The organism is Methylomonas sp. MgM2, from assembly GCF_054172045.1.
Window position 1 is genome coordinate 1 of record NZ_JBSYXO010000024.1, and the last position, 20,886, is coordinate 20,886.

The 20,886-nt window shown below is 50.8% G+C and carries 19 protein-coding genes and 1 pseudogene; 4 read left to right on the top strand and 16 right to left on the bottom strand.

Translation table 11 applies throughout. The annotated features are described in order from the left end of the window. Positions 1-91: 91 nt before the first annotated feature. Positions 92-1,183 (bottom strand): glycosyltransferase, encoded by a 1,092-nt coding sequence (locus ACW73I_RS16430; protein WP_458030508.1) that lies wholly within the window; start codon positions 1,181-1,183, stop codon positions 92-94. Positions 1,184-1,335: 152 nt separating this feature from the next. Continuing rightward, positions 1,336-1,696 (bottom strand): annotated as a pseudogene (gene tnpA, locus ACW73I_RS16435) (IS200/IS605 family transposase); the annotation flags it as partial. Positions 1,697-1,995: 299 nt separating this feature from the next. Here tnpA (ACW73I_RS16435) and tnpA (ACW73I_RS16440) point away from each other — a divergent pair. Further along, positions 1,996-2,235 carry an IS66 family insertion sequence element accessory protein TnpA gene (tnpA, locus tag ACW73I_RS16440; protein ID WP_458030509.1) on the top strand — a complete coding sequence of 80 codons (240 nt, stop codon included), beginning with the start codon at positions 1,996-1,998 and terminating at the stop codon, positions 2,233-2,235. 289 nt (positions 2,236-2,524) lie between these two features. Here the strand turns inward: tnpA (ACW73I_RS16440) and dapB are convergent, their stop codons facing one another. From dapB to hrcA, 7 genes are all read right to left on the bottom strand, one after another. Next, the gene (gene dapB, locus ACW73I_RS16445) at positions 2,525-3,334 is read right to left on the bottom strand and encodes a 4-hydroxy-tetrahydrodipicolinate reductase (protein WP_458030510.1); all 810 of its coding nucleotides are present in this window, start codon (positions 3,332-3,334) and stop codon (positions 2,525-2,527) included. Positions 3,335-3,337: 3 nt separating this feature from the next. After that, on the bottom strand, positions 3,338-4,474 hold the full coding sequence (dnaJ, locus tag ACW73I_RS16450; protein WP_458030511.1) for a molecular chaperone DnaJ: 1,137 nt from the start codon (positions 4,472-4,474) through the stop codon (positions 3,338-3,340). Between the two features lie 394 nt (positions 4,475-4,868). Further along, positions 4,869-5,030: an addiction module protein gene (locus ACW73I_RS16455; protein WP_458030512.1), complete on the bottom strand. Its 162-nt coding sequence runs from the start codon at positions 5,028-5,030 to the stop codon at positions 4,869-4,871. A 35-nt stretch (positions 5,031-5,065) separates the two neighbouring features. Then, positions 5,066-5,218, bottom strand: a complete 153-nt coding sequence (locus tag ACW73I_RS16460; RefSeq protein ID WP_458030513.1) for a hypothetical protein — start codon at positions 5,216-5,218, stop codon at positions 5,066-5,068. A 260-nt stretch (positions 5,219-5,478) separates the two neighbouring features. Continuing rightward, positions 5,479-7,416: a molecular chaperone DnaK gene (dnaK, locus tag ACW73I_RS16465; RefSeq protein ID WP_458030514.1), complete on the bottom strand. Its 1,938-nt coding sequence runs from the start codon at positions 7,414-7,416 to the stop codon at positions 5,479-5,481. A 73-nt stretch (positions 7,417-7,489) separates the two neighbouring features. After that, positions 7,490-8,140, bottom strand: a complete 651-nt coding sequence (gene grpE, locus ACW73I_RS16470) for a nucleotide exchange factor GrpE (RefSeq protein WP_458030515.1) — start codon at positions 8,138-8,140, stop codon at positions 7,490-7,492. 51 nt (positions 8,141-8,191) lie between these two features. Then, positions 8,192-9,226: a heat-inducible transcriptional repressor HrcA gene (hrcA, locus tag ACW73I_RS16475; protein ID WP_458030516.1), complete on the bottom strand. Its 1,035-nt coding sequence runs from the start codon at positions 9,224-9,226 to the stop codon at positions 8,192-8,194. Between the two features lie 209 nt (positions 9,227-9,435). Here hrcA and ACW73I_RS16480 point away from each other — a divergent pair, with 209 nt between their 5' ends. The 3 genes from ACW73I_RS16480 to ACW73I_RS16490 are packed head-to-tail and all read left to right on the top strand — an operon-like array spanning position 9,436 to position 12,409. Beyond that, entirely contained in the window at positions 9,436-10,710 is a 1,275-nt protein-coding gene (locus ACW73I_RS16480) for an ABC transporter substrate-binding protein (protein WP_458030517.1), read from the top strand. Continuing rightward, the gene (locus ACW73I_RS16485) at positions 10,707-11,585 is read left to right on the top strand and encodes a carbohydrate ABC transporter permease (RefSeq protein WP_458030518.1); all 879 of its coding nucleotides are present in this window, start codon (positions 10,707-10,709) and stop codon (positions 11,583-11,585) included. The genes ACW73I_RS16480 and ACW73I_RS16485 overlap by 4 nt, the downstream gene beginning before the upstream one ends. Continuing rightward, positions 11,582-12,409 carry a carbohydrate ABC transporter permease gene (locus tag ACW73I_RS16490; RefSeq protein ID WP_458030519.1) on the top strand — a complete coding sequence of 276 codons (828 nt, stop codon included), beginning with the start codon at positions 11,582-11,584 and terminating at the stop codon, positions 12,407-12,409. Before ACW73I_RS16485 ends, ACW73I_RS16490 begins: the two co-directional genes overlap by 4 nt. A gap of 630 nt (positions 12,410-13,039) precedes the next feature. Here the strand turns inward: ACW73I_RS16490 and cas2 are convergent. Genes cas2 through cas3 form a run of 7 tightly spaced genes read right to left on the bottom strand, consistent with a single transcriptional unit; the run spans position 13,040 to position 20,753 of the window. After that, a complete protein-coding gene (cas2, locus tag ACW73I_RS16495; RefSeq protein ID WP_458030520.1) occupies positions 13,040-13,330 on the bottom strand; it encodes a CRISPR-associated endonuclease Cas2 in 291 nt (96 codons plus the stop codon). Positions 13,331-13,345: 15 nt separating this feature from the next. Continuing rightward, positions 13,346-14,377 (bottom strand): type I-C CRISPR-associated endonuclease Cas1c, encoded by a 1,032-nt coding sequence (cas1c, locus tag ACW73I_RS16500; protein ID WP_458030521.1) that lies wholly within the window; start codon positions 14,375-14,377, stop codon positions 13,346-13,348. A gap of 3 nt (positions 14,378-14,380) precedes the next feature. Next, on the bottom strand, positions 14,381-15,004 hold the full coding sequence (gene cas4 / locus ACW73I_RS16505; protein ID WP_458030522.1) for a CRISPR-associated protein Cas4: 624 nt from the start codon (positions 15,002-15,004) through the stop codon (positions 14,381-14,383). A 17-nt stretch (positions 15,005-15,021) separates the two neighbouring features. After that, entirely contained in the window at positions 15,022-15,888 is an 867-nt protein-coding gene (gene cas7c, locus ACW73I_RS16510) for a type I-C CRISPR-associated protein Cas7/Csd2 (RefSeq protein WP_458030523.1), read from the bottom strand. 29 nt (positions 15,889-15,917) lie between these two features. Then, positions 15,918-17,759: a type I-C CRISPR-associated protein Cas8c/Csd1 gene (gene cas8c, locus ACW73I_RS16515; RefSeq protein WP_458030524.1), complete on the bottom strand. Its 1,842-nt coding sequence runs from the start codon at positions 17,757-17,759 to the stop codon at positions 15,918-15,920. Beyond that, positions 17,756-18,433: a type I-C CRISPR-associated protein Cas5c gene (gene cas5c, locus ACW73I_RS16520; protein ID WP_458030525.1), complete on the bottom strand. Its 678-nt coding sequence runs from the start codon at positions 18,431-18,433 to the stop codon at positions 17,756-17,758. Before cas5c ends, cas8c begins: the two co-directional genes overlap by 4 nt. Positions 18,434-18,458: 25 nt before the next feature. Beyond that, positions 18,459-20,753 carry a CRISPR-associated helicase Cas3' gene (cas3, locus tag ACW73I_RS16525; protein ID WP_458030526.1) on the bottom strand — a complete coding sequence of 765 codons (2,295 nt, stop codon included), beginning with the start codon at positions 20,751-20,753 and terminating at the stop codon, positions 18,459-18,461. Positions 20,754-20,886: the final 133 nt, after the last annotated feature.

Genomic DNA, 20,886 nt, shown 5'->3' on the forward strand with positions numbered 1-20,886 from the left:
GCTTTATAAGTTAATCTAGCGGCTGGCTCAGCGAATCAATGCGGATTGCGGGGGCGATAAAATCAACAGCCTGTTAAAGGTAAAGTATTGGTCATATAAAACTAACACCATATAAATGCCAATTTTGTTGTGTTTCTGAAACAAGTTTGAGTTCTAATAAATAGGTTGACGTATCGAAATCCGATATTTCGTAACACGCTTCCGTAAATTTAAGAGGAGAACCATTGAGATATGCCAACGGAGTTTCTGCCAGGTCACAATCCACGACGACTCGGCTAGGCTTTTCTTTTTTATACCACGGTAAATAAACCTCGACTTCAGAGCCAACTAAATGGTTATTTTTATAAAAACCATAATTCATATCATTTTCGGACGATGGATGAGGCTTTATGGTCTTAAGGCTTCGATAACAATTAAGCAAATTCAACATCAGCCGGTCAAAGCCATTTGTTTGATTCGACAATAAATCTTGATAATAAAATCCAAGCAATGATCTTATTGCTGAAAAGGGATTGTTATTGTTAAACAGATGTTGGCCTATTTCATAAAAACGTTGCCAAGAACGACTGGAGGTTTTCGTTCCTGGATACATTCTCACAACGGACAAAGGTTTATTCAGGTAATAAAATTTAGCACCGGACTTATAGAGTCTTATCCATAAATCCCAGTCCATCGTATAATGCAATCCATCGTTGAGTTTTCCGCCGATTTTCTCAAATGCCGTGCGCCGCACAAAGCATGAAGGTTGAGAAATGCAACATTCTCTGGTGATGGCATTTATCGACTTCTTGATTGCAGGAAAATAGCCGATAAATTTCTCGCACTCATCGACAAAAACTGAATCGCCGTAAACGACATCCACATCGGGATGATCGATAAATACTTGGCGTATTAAATCTAATGTATACGGAAAATAATAATCGTCGGCACATAGCCAGGCGATTATCTCTCCATCCGTATTATCCCAACCTTCCTGTATTGCCGCAGTTTGCCCTTGATCGGGCCCATGGCGATGATAAGCAAATAATCCGCTATAACCATTCAAAACCTCCTGAACGCTATCGTCTGGCGTTGCATCCATGATCGCCAAATTCACATAATTATTTCGGACTCGAATACTCTCCAAGGCAGATTGCAGGAAATTCGCTTGGCCATAAACCGGTATTGCTATGCTTATTTTCATTAAACCATATCATAAGATACTAAACAACCACCCGCTATAGTGGGTGGGTTCTAATAACGGGCTGAAACCAGATACGCTTCAAATAAACAACGCTTCTTAATCGACTCCAGTTTAAAATTGTCCTTTGAATTAGATTCAGAACGATACTCCAACTAGTGTTTGATCATTTCATCCGTCATCTGACCTACTGTGACGCATAAATACTCGCGAGCCCAAAAACGACTTTTCCAATACAGCTTTTTCAAGTATAAAAATTCTTCAAATAGATAGCTCGAAGCTTGACTCTTGACTTCGGTCGGGGGCGACGGCACACATCATCAAGATGTGCACATGATCTTTGCTCACGACACCGACACCTTTGATGATCCGTATCTCAAAGGTTTCGCACGTCTGCAGCACTAAGTCTCTCACCCGTTCGACTATTTCACCCTTTAGCACTGTATAACGATACTTCGTTACACAAACAAAATTGTACTCACTTTGATAATCCGTATGGCTACAGTATCTATAGTCTCTTGTCTACACGTTTGCCAGCTTTATCACCGCTATAGCTGTTAGTCACCTTCATGTTGGAAAGTTAATCAGCTTTATATGTCAAGTCCTATAAGATTATGGATATACGAATAAAATCTCTCGACTTTTTTCTGTAATGTTCTCAAAGCTTGAAGCGAACAAAAATGCTCAAGACTATGCAGAGGCATTCCTACTATTGTAACAGTTTGACATCGTGTAAGGTAGTAAGCGCGTAGTCGTCCCACCTGTGAAAAATATTCGTCCTGCGGCATCCTGTGATTTTTTGAGCAGAAGAAGTCATGGCCGTCACATCGAAATGGCGTCAGCATATTGAAGAGTGGCAGCGCAGTGGTCTGTCGCAAGCCGAATATTGTGCTGAGCAGCAAATCAATGTTCGTACGTTCACGGCGCGACTGAGCGACTATCGCAAGTTACCCAAGTCCGATTCGGCAGTCTTGATACCCGTCCAGGTTGCGCCCTCTGAGCCTGTCGATGCGGCCATCCCCTTTACCCTAAATTCGGCAGTTGAAGCTATTTGAATGATGTAAATCGCTGTATTCATTGAGAACAACGGTTTTTTCACACTCACCAAAATGGTGACGCTTTCAACTGCTCCGCAGTTGAATTCAGTACTTTAAAATCATATGGTTAGCAGATTTCAACCTAATTAAACTGCTCTTTTTAGGTTGAATAAAGTAACGGAAATAAACCGAAGCTCGGCCCATTTCGCAAAAAAAGGTGCCAATGGCACCTTTACATGATTCGAATCCCGAAATAGCGGATACGGCCAAACGATAAACTCTGCGGCCGGTTTTACCAAAAGAATGATTAGGCGTTTTTCAAATCCAACACGTCCAGCATATCGTATAGACCCGGTGTTTTATCCTTTAGCCATATCGCCGCCCTTACCGCGCCATTGGCGAAGGTCATACGGCTGGTCGCTTTATGGGTAATCTCGACCCGCTCGCCTTCGTCGGCGAACATCACGATATGTTCGCCGACGATGTCGCCTGCCCGTATCGTCGAGAAGCCTATGGTTTTGCGGTCGCGTGCGCCGGTTTCGCCTTCGCGGCCATAAACCGCACATGTTTTCAAATCGCGCCCCAAAGTAGACGCCACGACTTCGCCCATGCGCAAAGCGGTGCCGGAAGGCGCATCCACCTTATGCCGGTGATGAGCCTCTATGATTTCGATATCGGTGTAATCGCCCATGACTTTGGCTGCCATTTCCAACAATTTCAGCGACAAGTTCACGCCGACACTAAAATTAGGCGCGATCACAATGGGAATTTCTCTAGCGATTTCCGCAATCGCAGCTTTTTGCGTATCGGAATAGCCGGTGGTACCGATCACAACTTTCTTGCCGGCCTGCCGGCAAATATCGATATAAGCCATCGACGCATCGGGGCGGGTAAAGTCGATCAACACATCGAATTGATCGCTTACTGCCGCCAAGTCCGTCCCTACCGGCAAACCCAGTGTAGAAATACCCGCCAGTTCGCCGGCATCCTTACCGACCGAGAGACTCTCCGCCCGCGACACTGCGACAGTCAGTTCCGCCTGCTCGGCCAAAGCCGCCGCCTTGATCAAACACAATCCCATGCGGCCGGACACGCCGACCAGGGCAATTTTCACCATGATTTATCCTGTCAATTTATCGAAAAAGCTTTTGACGCCGTCCATGAAGCTATGTTCTTGCGGACTATGCTGTTTGCCGCCGCCGCTCAGCGAAGCCTGCAATTGCTCGATCAACGATTGCTGTTCCTTGGTCAAACGCACCGGGGTTTCGATCTGTACCCGGCATAACAAGTCGCCCACCGCGCCGCCGCGCACCGGCTTGACGCCTTTGCCGCGCAAACGGAACAGCTTGCCGGTTTGAGTTTCGGCGGGGATTTTCAATTTAACCTTGCCGTCCAATGTGGGCACTTCCAGTTCGCCGCCCAAACAAGCGGTCGGAAAACTGATCGGTACTTCACAATACAAGTTGGCGCCGTCGCGGGTAAAGATAGGATGATCTTTTACCTGCACCTGCACGTACAAGTCGCCGGAAGGCCCTCCGTTGATGCCCGCCTCGCCCTCGCCGGCCAGACGAATGCGGTCGCCGGTATCGACGCCGGGCGGCACTTTGACATTGAGGGTTTTGGTTTCCTGCACACGACCCTGTCCATAACACTTCGGACAAGGGTCTTTGATTTGCTTGCCGGAACCATGACAGGTCGGGCAGGTTTGCTGGACCGAGAAAAAACCCTGCTGCATTCTGACCTGGCCATGGCCGTGACAGGTAGAACAGACCACCGGACTGCTGCCTTTTCTTGCACCCGAACCGTTACATTCGTTACAAGTAACCAAAACCGGCACTTTTACGACGGCTTCGGTACCGCCGACCGCTTCTTCCAGCGTCAATTCCAGGTTATAGCGTAGGTCGGCGCCACGCTGCACACTGCTGCGCTGCTGGCGTCCGCCACCGAAAATGTCGCCGAACACGTCGCCGAAGATGTCGCTAAAACTTTCCGCGCCGCTAAATCCGCCTCGTCCGCCCATGGACGGGTCAACACCGGCATGACCGAATTGATCGTACGCCGAGCGTTTTTTCGGATCGGACAATACCTCGTAGGCTTCCTTGATTTGCTTGAATTTCTTCTCGGCTTCTTCTTGATTGTCTTTGTTTCTGTCCGGATGAAATTTCATCGCCAGCTTGCGATAGCTCTTTTTGATCTCGGCTTCGCTCGCGTTGCGATCGACTTCCAACAGTTTGTAAAAATCTTCTTTTGCGGCCATCTAGTTTTCTTGGATATTTATTATTCAGTATTAATAATTCGGTTACAGCCTGCCCAACCAATAATCGGGCCTTCTTTTCTTATGGGAGATGGCTAAAATCTGTAAGCCACCCGACGCGTCTCTGAAAATGATTTTATAAGGGAATCAGTCAAAGAAACCACCCGAATATTTGGTTTCCGCTCTACCCTGAAACGTTCCGGCATATCGGCGACGCGGATCATCAAATTTTCGAATTCAGCCAAATAAGCGCCCCCTAGCCCCGGCTGTCGCGATTCATAAAAAACGATATTTTCAAAATGTTCTCACTCGGCACCCGGATGAAACCAGTAACTCATTTCAACAACTGACGCGCCTTGGCACTAACCTCTTCGGCAGAAATCAATTCTATCGAACCTTAATCAATCTCATCGGCCCGGCGCTGAGCTTCGTCCAACCAAGCTTCATGTAATTCGGCATCGGTCATATTATCCAAACTCAACAGCAAACTATGAGCGAGTTTTGCACGCTCCGCTACTGGAAGATGAAGCGCTTCGCGTTCGATTACCGTGCTATCCATTATTGCTACCTCAAAAATACCTCGAAAGTTTGCACTTAGCCTAACACGCGATCGAATTGTTTTTCGACTTCCTCGTGGGAAACACTCTCTTCTTTCTCCGCCCTGGCTATTCCCACCTGAATTTTGACCATGACATACAGACGGTATTGAATGTCTTCATAACTGCTTTCTTCAGGCAGTCTGTTCAATCATTCTTTGACTTTCGAAACCGCAGCTTGCATATCTCACCTCGAAAAACAAAAGGTAGGCGATGCGTACCCTACATGGCTAGGTAGCTCCGATTAGCGTTAGCATAATCGGAGGAACGTAATTATTTTTGAACATACGTCCGATTACGCTCCGCTAATCGGACCTACGCAGGCTTCTTAACACGTAAGGCGAAAGCCGTAGAGCGTTCCGTCAAATAAAAAGCAAAGGCGGATCGGCTTTCGCCATCCGCCCTACGCTGTTACTTGTTATCGTCCTTGACTTCTTCGAATTCGGCATCGACCACGTCGTGCTCGGCACCGGCTTGTTGCTGGTCGTCACTCGCCTGGTGAGCTCCGCCAGCACCCGCTTCGGCGCCGCCTTTTTGCGCATAGACCCGCTCGGCCAATTTGCCGGACAGTTCGGTCAAGGCATGAGTTTTCGCTTCGATGGCTTCTTTGTCGTCTTTTTTCAGAACGTCTTGCAATTCTTTGATCGCCGACTCGATAGCAGATCTTTCATCGCTTGAAACTTGGTCGCCCAATTCTTTCATCGATTTTTCAGTCGCGTGTATCATGCCGTCCGCCGCGTTTCGCGCGGACACCAGGTCTTTCAATTTACGGTCTTCATCGGCATGGGCCTCGGCATCCTTGATCATACGTTCGACTTCATCGTCGGACAAGCCGCTGGACGCCTTGATCACGATGGATTGTTTCTTGCCGGTGGCTTTGTCTTTGGCCGATACGTTCAAGATACCGTTGGCATCGATATCGAAAGATACCTCGATTTGCGGAATTCCGCGCGGTGCCGGCGGAATGTCCTGCAAGTCGAAACGGCCCAAGGATTTGTTACCGGATGCCATTTCCCTTTCACCTTGCAGCACGTGCACGGTTACCGCGGTTTGATTATCTTCCGCCGTCGAGAACACCTGCGACGCATTGGTCGGTATCGTGGTATTTTTCTCGATCAATTTGGTCATCACGCCGCCCAGGGTTTCGATGCCCAACGACAGCGGGGTCACGTCCAGCAACAGTACGTCTTTGACGTCGCCGCCCAATACGCCGGCCTGGATCGCAGCGCCCAAAGCCACCGCTTCGTCCGGGTTGACGTCTTTGCGAGGTTCTTTACCGAACAATTCTTTGACGAACGCTTGCACTTTCGGCATGCGGGTTTGACCGCCGACCAGAATCACATCGTTGATTTTCGATGTCGAAACGCCGGCATCTTTGATCGCTTGCAAGCAAGGCGCTTTGGTTTTTTCTATCAAGTCTTCGACCAAGGACTCCAATTTGGCGCGGGTCAATTTGACGTTCAAATGCTTGGGTCCGGCCGCATCGGCAGTGATGTAAGGCAAATTGACGTCGGTTTGTTCTGACGAAGACAGTTCGATTTTGGCTTTTTCCGCCGCTTCCTTCAGACGTTGCAGCGCCAACGGATCGTTATGCAAATCGATGCCGGTATCTTTTTTGAATTCGCCGGCCAAGAAATCGATGATGCGCAAGTCGAAGTCTTCACCGCCCAGGAAAGTATCGCCGTTGGTGGCCAATACTTCGAATTGGTGTTCACCCTCGATTTCGGCGATTTCGATGATGGAAATATCGAAGGTACCGCCGCCCAAGTCGTACACCGCTATCGTGGTGTCGCCTTTGGGTTTGTCCATACCGAAAGCCAAGGCCGCGGCGGTCGGCTCGTTGATGATGCGTTTGACGTCCAAACCGGCGATGCGGCCGGCGTCTTTAGTGGCTTGGCGTTGCGAATCGTTGAAGTAGGCGGGTACGGTAATCACCGCTTCGGTGACCTCTTCGCCCAAAAACGCTTCGGCGTCTTTTTTCAGCTTCATCAACACGCGTGACGATACTTCGGGCGGGGCCATTTTTTTGCCGTGGCATTCCACCCAGGCGTCGCCGTTGTTGGCTTCGATGATTTTGTACGGCACCATTTTGATGTCTTTTTGTACCGCATCTTCCTTGAAGCGGCGGCCGATCAAACGTTTGATGGCAAACAAGGTATTCTCGGGATTGGTGACCGCCTGACGCTTCGCCGACTGGCCCACCAAGACTTCGTTGTCGCCGGTAAACGCGATGATGGACGGCGTGGTGCGCGCACCTTCACTGTTTTCGATCACGCGCGCCGTACCGTTTTCCAGTACCGCCACGCATGAGTTGGTGGTACCCAAATCGATTCCGATCATTTTACCCATTGAATTTCTCCAGACTTGAATTGAATATAATTAGTGAAAATCTGTAAGCGATATGCGGTTGATGGTTTTAATTTCAAGCCTGCTCATCGATTTTTGCATCATCTGCCGGTTTATCTTCGGCTTTTGCGACCACGACCATGGCCGGACGCAATAAACGTCCGTTCAGTACAAAACCTTTTTGGAAGACGGTAATCACATGATTCGGCGCCACGGTCGAGCTCGGCTGCATGACCATGGCCTGATGCAATTCCGGATTGAACGGTTCGCCGACGGGATCGACGGTCTCGATATTGAATTTGGCAAACACGGCTTCGAATTGCTTTTTAGTCAATTCACTACCTTCGCGCAATTTAACGACTTCCGGGCTATCGCCTGCAGCCGCCTGAATTCCGAGTTCAAGACTATCCAATACCGTCAACAATTCCTTGGCGAACTTGGCGATACCATATTTGCGCTCGTCGTCCAAATCTTTTTGCACGCGCTTTTTTAGATTGTCCATTTCCGCCATGGCCCGCATGGCTTTGTCCAAATTGGCCCCCGCTTGTTGTTGCGCTTCTTCTAGCTGTTTCTGCAAAACCTCGATACTCACCTCTTCGGTTGCCGGTTCCGCTTCGGTTCCCTCGGCAACTTGTTCTTCAGCAGATGCCTCGTTGGTTTGCTCAAGCACTTCAGCGATTAGCTCACTGTCTGATTGCTGTTCGTGACTTGATTGCTGATGACTCATATTTCACTCCGAAAATTGCAATTTTTAAAATCCGTATAAGCATATGGGCGTTTATTTGCTATTCAAGGCCGCGCCCAATAATTTTGCCGTGACGTCCACAAAAGGGATGACTTTCTCATAAGCCATGCGTGTCGGGCCAATCACGCCGAGCACGCCGACGACTTCGTCGTTGATCGAATAGGACGAAGTCACCAGGCTGCAATGATCGAAAGCGCGGTAGCCCGACTCCTCTCCGATAAAAATCTGTACCCCGTCCGCCTGTAGGCATTGATCCAACAAGTGAATCACCCCCTGCTTCTGGCTGAAGGCTTCGAAAAGCTGTTTCAGCCGTTCCATGTCCGACAACTCGGAAAAACCCATTAAATTGGTTTCACCGCTCAAGACGTAATCTTCTTTGGGTTTTTGCGAGAAGGCCAATTGCGCCATGTTGACCGCATCTATCATGCCCTGATTAACCCGGTGTCTGTCCTGCTCCATGTCCTTCACGATCAAATCGCGGATTTTGGACAAACTGCGCCCCGCATAAACGCTGTTGAGGTAGTTAGCCGCTTGCTGCAGCTCCGCCGAACTAAACGTTTTGTCGGTATGAATGATCTTGTTGTGGACTTCCTGGCCATCCGTCACGACGATCACCAATACCCGCGTGCCGGACATCGGCAGAAACTCGATATGCTGCAATGCCACGGATTCACGCCGGGGCAAGGTCACGACCCCCGCCATTTTGGTCACATCGGAAAGCAATTTAGACGTCTTGTTCAGCACATCGCCGGGTTCGTCGCTTTCGGCCAGAAAACTGTTTTGCAGTTGATCAAGCTCGATCGAATCCAGCGGCTTCACCGTCAACAAACTATTGACGAACAAGCGATAACCGCTGACGGTGGGTACTCGTCCGGCCGAAGTGTGCGGTGAATGAATCAAGCCCATCTCTTCCAAGTCGGCCATCACGTTTCGTATCGTCGCCGGACTTAACTTAAGATTCGGGTCCTTCGACAACGCGCGCGACCCGACCGGCTGGCCGTCTTGAATATATCGCTCAACCAATGCTTTTAAAAGATAAAGCGACCTCTCGTTTAAATTCTGATTCATAAGCACAACAATACCCGACACAAAGCGCTAGCACTCTATCTACCAGAGTGCCAGCAAACTAACAGTTCGATAAAACCTTGTCAACACGGGCTATAACACTCATTATTGAGAAAATTACGATACGGCTACGCGCACGGCCGACTAATCCCGCTGCGTCCGGGCATGGGCCTACCTGCGCCGCCGTCTTCTCAAGCCGAAAGGCGGGCCCTATGAACCAATTTATTCGTAAACACCTGATTCGTAGACACATATCAAAAGCGCCGATATTTATTGCGCTATTCGGTCTTATCGGCGTTGCCTGTCAAAACGAATTGCCGCCGCCGCAACCGATGTTGACGTGGTATGTCTTCAACGAACGCTCCGGCGCATTTCGTGAGGCGGCCGAATTCTGTTCGCAAACATCGGGCGGGCGCTATCAAATCCGCTTGATACCGCTTCCTTCCGACGCCGACCAACAGCGCGAACAGTTGGTACGCCGGCTCGCCGCCGCCGACTCCAGCATAGACATCATCGGCATGGACGTGATCTGGACCGCGGAGTTTGCCGAGGCCGGCTGGGTGTTGCCCTGGCCGGAGCAGACATCGTCCAGGATAGCGAACGGACGCTTGCCGGCGGCGCTGAAAAGCGGACAATACAAAAGCCGAGTTTGGGCCATTCCTTTCACCAGCAACGCGCAATTATTGTGGTACCGCAACGATCGCATCGTGGACGCCCCAAGCACCTGGCAAGCGCTCTTAAGCGAGGCCGAAATGCAACACAAAGCGGGCGCTCTCCAACTGCAAGGTCAACGCTACGAAGGGTTCACGGTTTTTTTCGTGTCGCTGCTGGCGTCCGCGGGAGGCTCGATATTGGATCAAAATGGCGCGATTTCGCTGGAGGACAAACCCACGCTGGAAACCTTGGCCTTGATGAAACGTATCGGCAATTCGCCCGCCGTTTCGCGTTCTCTGGCCACGGACCGCGAGGACCAGTCCCGCCTGGGCTTCGAGACCGGGCTGCCGGTTTTCATGCTCAACTATTCATTCGTTTGGCCCAGCGCTCAACAAAACGCGCCCGAGGTGTTCAAGCATATGGGATTTTCGCGCTGGCCCTCGGTCGGGGGCCAGCGGCCAAGCCGGGTCAGTCTGGGCGGCATCAATCTCGGCGTCGCCGCGTATACTCCAAATCCGGAACTGGCTTTCGAGGCCGCCGAATGTTTGGCATCGGCAGAGAATCAGATCAAGGCCGCAATCAAAGGCGGCATGCCGCCGACGCTGGAGGCATTGTACGACTATCCCGAGATTCGCCGACAATTCCCGTTTGCCGATGTATTGCGCGAAACCTTACGCAACGCGGTATTGAGGCCGACCAGCCCCGTCTACAACGACATTTCCCTGGCCGTCAGCCGCACGCTGCATCCGATGCGAGACATCGAGCCCCGGCGAGATCTTGACAAACTGCGCTTGGCCATACAGCGGGCGCTGGATTCGGAGGGCTTGCTATGAATGCCGGCAAATCCGAGCGCCGCCTGGGCTGGCTATTGTGTGCGCCGGCGGTCGCGGCCATGCTGCTGGTGACCGCCTACCCCATCGCCTATGCCCTGTGGCTGTCCCTGTTCCGCTACGATTTGCGCTTTCCCAGTCAGCGGGAATTCGTCGGCTTCGCCAATTATGCCGGCGTATTGAGCTCCGAAGTCTGGTGGAAAGCCTTGGGCAACACCCTGATCATCACGATAGGCTCGGTTTGCGTCGAATTGGTCTTGGGCCTGGCGCTGGCGCTGCTGATGCACAAGACCACGCTCGGCCGCCGTAGCGTCAGAACCGCGGTATTGATTCCCTATGCCATCATCACCGTGGTCGCCGCGCTGGCCTGGAAATTCGCGTTCGACCCGACCACCGGCTTCGTTAACGCATTGCTGGGTTTGGAGAACGCCTGGCTGACCCAGCGCTGGTCCGCATTTTTCGTGATCATTTTCAGCGAAATCTGGAAAACGACCCCATTCATGGCCTTGTTGCTGCTTGCCGGCCTGACCTTGATCCCGGAAGACCTGATCAAAGCCGCGCGGGTAGACGGCGCTTCGGCCCGGCAACGCCTGCGCCTCATCGTTTTGCCGTTGATGAAACCGACGATATTGGTGGCATTGTTGTTCCGCACCCTGGACGCCTTCCGCATTTTCGACACCGTTTACGTGCAAACCCGCGGCGCCCAGGACACCGAAACCCTTTCCATAATCGGCTACAACACCTTGATCGTAAGGCTCAACCTCGGTTTGGGCTCGGCCGTTTCGGTTTTAATCTTCCTTGGCGTATTGTTGATCGCCTGGCTGTTCGTCAAGGGATTCGGCGCGTCGCTTGAACGAAGTCCGGCGGAGCGGCCATGAAACTAGGTTTCGAAAAACTGTTTTGGGCCGCGGGCAATTTTATCGCGATCTTTTACGCGCTATTGCCGGTGGCCTGGATCGTTTCGCTGTCGCTGAAGCGCACCGGCGATTTAAACGATCAGCGTTTTTTTCCGATCAGCATCAGCTTCGACAACTACCGCAACGTCATCGACGATGCTCAATTTCCGGCCGCGCTGGCCAATTCGATCGGCATCGCCTTGATAGCGACATTGCTATCGGTGGTTTTGGCAACCTTTGCCGCCTATGCCATCGTGCGCCTGGAGTTTCCCGGCAAGAAAGCCGTCTTGGCCGGCGCATTGGCGATTGCGATGTTTCCGCCGGTCGCCATCATCGGCCCCTTATTCAATTTATGGCGTTTGCTCGGCTTGTTCGATACTTGGCTAGGCCTGATTCTGCCTTACATGACCTTCACGCTGCCGCTGTCGATCTGGACCTTGGCGGCCTTTTTCCGGGAAATCCCGTGGGATTTGGACAAAGCCGCCCGGGTGGACGGCGCGACCCCGTTTCAGGCATTCATTCACGTAATCGCGCCGTTGGCGGCACCGGGGGTATTCACCTCGGCTATTTTGGTGTTTATTTTTGCCTGGAACGACTTTTTATTCGCAACCTCGTTAACCTCGACCAACGCCGCCCGCACCGTGCCGGCCGCCATCGCCTTTTTCACCGGCAGCTCGCAGTTCGAACAACCCACGGGTTCGATCGCCGCCGCATCGGTGGTCGTCACGGTACCGGTGATCATACTAGTCCTGCTGTTTCAGCGCCGAATCGTCGCCGGCCTGACCGCCGGCGCGGTGAAAGGTTAGACGCCAATGTCCACACAGACGCCGCTTCTTTCGGAAGCGCTATCGAAGTAATCCTATATTGAATCAGTTCTCGCATAGATAGACGAGATACGTTCTTTTGACTCACCAAAAGAACGTATCCAAACACAAATCTGCCGGGAACCGATTCGGATGCCGAAGGAAATGCGCGCGAAGTGCGAGTGCCGCGATGGTAGGAGTCACGTCCCCGGAGGACTTAGCGCGGTTTCGGTTTCAATCCACGCGCCCGCGTGGGGCGCGACACTGGGACAATTTTTTTCCCAATCTCGTTTCCGTTTCAATCCACGCGCCCGCGTGGGGCGCGACCCCGTCGAGAGCTTGGCCCTATCGACGCATTGGTTTCAATCCACGCGCCCGCGTGGGGCGCGACGATGGTTGGGTGATTTGGCATGTCAGGCATTTTGTTTCAATCCACGCGCCCGCGTGGGGCGCGACTGCGTTTTCTTTATCGATTGATTTTCAAGGAAAAATCGCCTTTGAAATGCGAACCGAAGCAATTCAACGCAGGCATCATTCTATTTCAATTTGATGTTCTTCAGAAGTTGATTTTATTTCAATGACTTGGCAAGTCTGCGAGAGTGTGGGGAATTTTATGGGCGCTTGGGGTTCGCATCACATCAGCAACAGGCCATCCAAATCCAATGTTTTCTTGGCGCCGATATGTTCGACCTTGCGTTTCCAATGGTTGCCGAGGTAATAAATCCGCAGGCTGTCCTCGTCTTGATCCATCACGTCGAGCAACTGGCTTTTCAGTTGGGTCCATTGCGCCATGTCCACGTCGGTTTCGAACACCGAGTATTGCACCCGTTGGCCGAAAACCTGGCATAGCCGGGCCAAACGGCGCAATCGTTTCGGGCCGGTTTCATCTTTGAAGCTGACGTCGTAAGTCACTAAAATCATCATGTGCGATTCCCCTGTCTATTTCCATAAAAACGGCACGTAACTATCGCAATCCCCGCGGAGGTGTCTGGCCAAAATCTGAGCCTGCAGCCAGGGCAACATGCCCATCGGCACCGTTTCCTCAAACCAGGGATGCAGCAAATTGTCCTGTTTTCGATCTTGCCAGGCGGCCAACAAGGTACGGCGAGGCTCTTCTTTTAAGGTGACGGAACCATTCGGCCAAGTTTCGAAATCCTTGGCGGCCAATTGGCGTTTGTTGACCAGCGACAACACGAAACGGTCGGCCATCGGCCGAAATTCTTCGGCCAAATCCAGTGCCAGCGAGGGCCGGCCGCTACGCAATTGATGCAAAAATCCACTGGCTGGATCCAGGCCGGTGGTTTCCAGTGCCGCGCGGCAATCATGCGTCAACAAGGTATAGCAAAACGACAGCAAGGCATTGATGGGATCGGTCGGCGGACGGCGCCGGCGCGCGTCGAATTCAAACGCCGGCTGGCGGATCAAATGTTGAAACACACCGAAATAGACTTGCGCGGCCTCCCCTTCCCGTCCCATCAAGGTATCGATGGTTTCGCTATCGCTCAGTTGTTGAAGACAGCGGCTCAAACGCTTTTCCGCCGTCGTCAGTTCAGCGACCATTGCCCCGTCGCCTTGCCCGCCGTAGTCGCGCAAATAGCGCCGTAATACCGCGCGCTGATTGTAGAGTTTGCCGCTCAACACGGTACGCGCAATGACGACGCTTTTATCTCGGTCCGCGCCGGTCAAATGCTGGGTGCGCCGTAACAAGACGTTACCGCTGACAGGGCCTTCGACGCGAGCCAAGAATTTGCCGAATTGATTCAAATAAGTAATGGTAACGCCGTTTTCGGCGCAATGCGCCATCAGATAAGGTGAGATGCTGACTTGGCCGAAACAAACCAAGCCTTGCAGCTTATGAATAGGCACCCGCGCTTTCAACTCGTCGCCTACCTTCATGACCAAATTATCGTTGTCTTTATGCACCCAGGCATTTTGGGTCTGAATATAAATCACGTTGCGCAAAGGACGCATGTTTCAATCCTGTGTCAGTTGTCGCGCCAGCCAGGTCGAGGCCGAACGGCAGAAATATTGGGGATGGCATTGGTCGATCAGTGAACAGTGCCGACATTTTCCGGCCTGATATACGGCTTTGGGCGTGATTTTGCTTTCAACGATGGCTCGACAAGCCTGAATGGTTTGTAGGGTCAACGCGCGCAAGGCTTCGTCGAATTCGACCACATGCCGCCGCCGTACTTCGCCGTAAAACAGCGCGCCTTCCGGCACGATGACTCCTTCCATATCCTCCAAACAGATGGCCTGGGCACATAGTTGTACTTCATCAGCCCGGTGCGCTTTAGGTTTGCCGCGCTTGTATTCGATTGGATAGGGTTGCTCAGTCCCATCCGTCAGACGGTGATATTCCACCACATCGGCCACGCCTTCTATGCCTAACGAAGCATGCGATAAACGTAGCGCACGCACCGCACGAATATCGCCGCGCTTTTCCTTTTCGGCCTGATCGACCCGTTGATGCAGCACTCGACCTTCGGCGGTAAACCGGTTTTCCAGCCAAACATCTTCCAGCTCGATCAGCCCGAATTGGCGCGGGCAGTACAAATAATGTTGCAGCCGGGATAGGTAGATGGGCTCTAGTTCCATGACATTAAAGGCATTCCTTACATTTCGATAAGTGCTACACCCGCCGGCAAATCACTTTGACTAATCGCTTCAACGACATAATCGCCAAAATCGCGAGGCGGTTTGTCTTCATCGCCCTTTCGATTAATTTTCACTAACTCGAACAACTTATGCGCAGGCGCATTGCCCAACTTATCTTGATGTTTAAAGATTAACAGCTTGCGTGTCGCCATTTCGCCACGGGCGGCGGAATGGTCGTGCTCGAACATTTCGGTCAAGGCTTTCCATAGCAATTGCAAATCGTCCTCGGTGAACCCGGTTTTTTCGGCGAGCGCGGCGGAAATAAAGCCATGGACCCGATATAGGCCATACGGCACGATGAATTTCCGGCCCATGGTGCGCTCTTTTTCCGCATCTTTTTCATTGGCAACCGCCATACGGGTAATGGAGATTTCTTGCGGAAAAACAGGATCGATCGAACGGGCGAAGGCCAATTGCACGGGGCCTCTGACGGTGCCGGCATTGACTTCCGTGCTCATGACCGCGCCAAACGTCCGCACATCGAAAAAACTATCACACATAAACTTCGTTAACGCTTTCGCTTCGTTGTGATCTTTAGGCAGCTTTTTCGGGGTAATTTTGATATCCAATGTTTCGTAGGCTTTTTTGTGCTGATCATTCAGAACCGCTTTTTCTTGCATATAAATGGCGTAGCCTTGCTTATCCGATTGGGTCAATTCCACATAGTTACGAATCTTACGTTTTAGGCAGACATCGGTAACCAAACCCTGATTGGTTTCTGGATCCAAACGCGGCATGTTACCTGCGTCCGGATCGCCATTGGGGTTGCCGTTTTTCACATCGAATAGTAAAACAAACTCGTAGCGGTGATTGATAGTCGTCATGGTAAATACTCCTTTTTATTTTTTATTCGTTAATCTTCGGTTTGATCGCTTTCATCATGTACCGCAACTAGGTTTTCAACCTCCTTGCCGGTTTGGTCTTTGATTTTTCGGGTATGGCGTTGCTGGTAATAACCGATGGCGAAACGGCCCTGCTCCTGTAAATTGAGATTTCTCGGCCAATAACTTGGCATGCCGTCTTGAATCTCTTTGATTTGACCATCGAAAAACGACGCCAGATATCTTTTCTCTACGTCGTCTTTTCTGATTTTAGCGAGATGGTTCATCGCATTCCGCATCAGCGAAGGAAATACCAAAGCCGGCGTCGCGGATGCCGCGCCCCAATAGCGGTCCCTGATCGTGGCGTTAATATCGTTGCCTAAGGCTTGCTTCTGTATGCTTTCCAAAACGGCGAACAGTCTCCCCATGCGGTAGGCAACATTTTTTTCGTTCACATCCAAACTCATTGGTAACTCCCTGGTGTTTGACTGGTTTAAACGGATTTGGCGGTTTATGACGGCTTTGCACAGCGATACCCGCGTATGCGTCACCGTGCCATCGGTGCGCATGCGGATTAATACTTGCGACAACAGGCTTTGCGGATAGGCTTGGCCGGTGAAAATCGCCCGGGCGAGATTGCCAGCCAGTAGCGGCGAAATTCGGTCGGCATCGGTTTTGTGCTTGCCGTTGTCCAGATAAACAGGTGCCGTTGCGTAGGTCAGCCACCAGATTTCCGGTAAGCCGTTACCTTGCTGCGGTTCCATACGTAAATCGTGATAATGCTGGCCGATGCGGCGGGTTAATTCGTCCAAGGTCGTGGCATACCAAAAACGGATGGACAAGCGGGCGGCATTCGGCGATAAGCCCAAGATAAAAAACTTAGTTGCCGGATCGAGATCGGGGCGTAATTCTTTTAAAGGGATACCCTGCGCGATTTGCTGCAATACGGAAGCTAAGCTGGCCGTTTCTTGCTGATCGGTCGGACTTAACGCTTCCGCCATAAACGCTTCCGCCCTTTCCGCGTGGGCGTTTTCATTGGCTTCCGCCCAAAATACCGTCATTGCGTCGCCGATTTTCAAACGTTGTTTGTTATCGGATTCTTTGCGTAACAGATGATTGAGTGCCGTGGCATATTTAAATGCGGATTTAGCGCCGACACTGGCGTTCTTACCGCGCTTTAGCCCGTAGGATTCAAAAGCATCTTTGTTAAACGATACGATATAGGCTCCCGAGGTTTGCGCGTTATCGATCCCTTTAATCGGGTTGTGCAGTTCGGCAATTTTTCCCGTGTTTCCACCGACAAGGCATTGTCCGTCCGAAAGGCCATTCAAATAGGCATCGAGCGCATTGTTCCACTGCGCTTTGAATTCGGGGCAGTCGTGTACGAAGCGATTGCCCTCCGTGACGACTCGAAAAACGATATTCGAATCCAGAAAATCCTTGGTCTTTAAGTAGTCGTAATCCTGTTTATGTGCTTGCCAGAACGCAGGAAATTTCCGCATGGCCTGCAAAGCATTGGAACGTGCCGCATCGAATGAGGCCACCTTATCCCAAAAGTCTTGATATTTTTTGTCCAAATCCTTGGGCTTTTCCGAAAGACCGAGCGTATAAGCAGAGTTATCCCATAGATAATTGGCTTTGACACCGGATGTTCGCCCTTCGGGATAAACCGGCACCATTAATGGGCGAGGACTATAAACGGTCTTGTTTTTGACTTGGTGAGTCATACGGATATCCTGAACATCCTGAATCGAGCCGTCTTGTCTCAACACGACGCAATAGCTGATTTTTTCCCAACTCCAACCGTATGGCGGCAGCATGTCTTGTTGTTCGGCAAGCCTATCGTAGTAACTGACTAATGCTTGCAAAATCATGAGACAACCCCCGATTTCGCCGGCACGTCAATAATGCCGTCCATCATTTCCGGCCGGTAAAACAGCGGGTTCATGCCGTTTTCGAAATCCATATCCCATAACATCCAGCCCAAATCGTGCGGGCCTTGCAGCGACTCGTGGCAGGAAGGAATGTCTCCGCTGTTTTCCAGCAACTCGAATGAGGCGCTAAATTCACGCGTCCCTAAACACGGCTGTTGATAGCATTGGCCTTTGCCTGCCCTTCGTCTGAACATTTCAATATGCTTGCCTTCATTGTCTCCAGGCCCGGCTTTGTCAGTCAGTTCGAAATGCGCTTCGATCACGTAACAAACCTTCTTTAAGACGATCGCGGCCCGTTGTTGGCGATTGTCACCGTCGTCCACGTGATAAACCAATTCGGAAAGATCGCCTTTCTTGATAGCCGACTTGACTTTAGTCGGTTTAGTCATGTCAGCGACCTCATTACGCCTGATGTTCTCAAAGCGTATGGGTTCGATGACGTGAATCCGGTCGATGATCCAACGAATGGCAGGCTTCCAATGAATCGCTTCGATAATGCCGCGCGCCGCCGACGGGGTTATTACATCGTACGATACCCGTTCTACCTTCATTTCCGGCCGGGTAAAACAAGCGTTTTCGCCCCAAACTTTTAGAATGATTCCCTTACCCATCATTGTTTTGCCTTTTACATTTTCTTCATTAAAGGACGCATGCGTCGCCAGTCATTAGCAAAGGATCTTGCGCAAGATCAAACCCGACCTTATCGTCGTATAAACCTTTATCCACCAATAGCAGAAATTGCTGGCCGAATCGATTCGGTTGAATATAGGCCAACGAACCAAGGTTTAGCAGTTCACCGACAAATCTATCCGGTACCGAAATCGTATAGACCTGTAGTTTTCTGGCTATCGAGCCAACGCTGACGTCGTCAGGTAAATAGCTCAATTGCTCGATTAACTGAGCAGCATTGTCGTCATAGCCTACGATCACCGTTTTCATGGCGTTGCTAATGACTTTGAATTTTTGAGCAATCCATTCGAAAGGCAGACTCTGTAATTTATTGCCTTTCAGTTCTTCCAAAATATTGTGCTTGTCCAATTCGCTGGTTCGGCCGGCTTCCTTATGCCAATACACGCGGCCGAAATAATCCTTGATCGCCGGCAAACCTAAAGGATCATGGCTGAAGGCTCCGATGGCCAATGTTTCCTTCATTTTCGCAGCATAGGTCTGCAATTCAGCAGGCGGTGGGTATTCCGGCGAGGTAAATATCCATACGTGGCTATCCTTTCGATCTTTTTTGCCCTCCCGGTTACAACGTCCCGCCGCTTGAGCAATGGAATCCAATCCTGCATCGCTACGCATCACAAACGGAAAATCCACATCCACTCCGGCTTCGATGAGTGATGTCGAAACTACACGGCAAAGTTTGTTCTTGTCGGGATGCAAAGCTGAGCGTATTTCTTCAAGCACCTTTTTGCGATGCGCGGCGCACATATAGGTCGATAAATGAAAGGCGCCGTCCAGCCCGGCAATGCCACGATAGAGTTCCTGTGCTTGCTGGCGGTTATTGACGATACAGAGTACTTGGCGTTCCTGATTTAATTTTTCGATGACTTGGTCATTATCCATCTCACCGACATGCTTGACGGTCACCCGCTTGAATTGCTCGTATAGTCGCTCCGGATTCAGCGTATTCGACGCCGCCAGTTCACGGACATTTTGAAATCCGCCTTCAAAGCCGTCTTCTATTCTTAACGCCGGTTGCGTGGCTGTGCATAACACAATGGAGCAACCGTAGTTTCTGCCTAACTCATCCAATGCCGCCATGCACGGTCGTAATAGATCCATCGGCAACGTTTGCGCTTCGTCCAATATCACCACACTGTTGGCGATACGATGTAATTTTCGGCAATCGCGGGTACGGTTCGAAAAAAGCGACTCCAGGAATTGAACGGCAGTGGTCACGATGACCGGCGCGTCCCAATTTTCCATCGCCATTTTCAGTTTGGTTTTGCTGTCGCGTTGTTCGACATTGTCCTCGATAGCCGGATCATTAAATGCACTGTGATGCTCGATCACGGCATCCCGGTATTGTTCGCCGAATTGTTTGCGAAACACCTCGGAATTCTGTTCGATGACGCTGGTAAACGGAATCACATATATGATCCGGCGTTTTTGGAAGGTTTCGGCATGATCGAGAGCAAAGGCCATCGACGCCAAGGTTTTGCCGCCGCCGGTCGGAACGGTCAAACTGAATAAACCCAAGCCCGGCTCCAAAATCGTGGCGTTTCGTCGAACCGACTCCAGAATTTCGGAACGTTTTTTGTTAATGTCGCTATCCGGTTTGAAAGCACCGATTTTTTCATCGAATTGGCGTTTAAGCTGAGCCAAGCTTGGATACTGCCCGCGTACTTTTTCGGTTTTGCCGGCTACGCGGTTGCAAAAATCCTCGGTATCCAGCCGATCGGCATCGACTACACACGAAAGTATCATCCGGGCCAGAAAGGCAAATTGAAAGTAGCCAAATCCTTTATTCGGATTTAAGGGCGGCGCTTTTAATTCGACGGGTAAATACTGTTTGAGCTCTTGTTGCCAAACCGGAATCAAGTTTGGCAGCCGATTCTTATCGCAACGCTCGTTAAGCGGTGTGAGTCTCTGCTCTATCCGATATTCCCCATTACAGAGTCCAGTATGATGGCCTGCTATCGCGTAGGCGATGAAATACCCGTATTGGCGATATTGTTCGAGCGCGATACTGGCGCCCCAGCCCGCGTGATCGACTCTGACGGAGCGGCCTTCCAAACGCTTTTGAAATTCGATTGTGTACTTTCCAAGATCGTGTAACAGACCTGCCACTTTACCGTAGTCGCCGCAATTGAAAGCGCCAGCAAACTTTCCGGCTAATTCACCAACGTTTACTAGATGATCTTTCAGCAATTGCCAATCGGATTTATCGGCATTTTCAGTAGAGTGTGCGTAGAAGATTTGATCCATTTAAAATTAAAACCTTTCCATAAAACACAAGCGATGCGGGCAATATTAAGTAATAATACTCCATTACCTACACCCAGCATCAGTTTATCGACTAATCCATTGCTCTGTACTTAACCGCTGTTTTACGACGAAG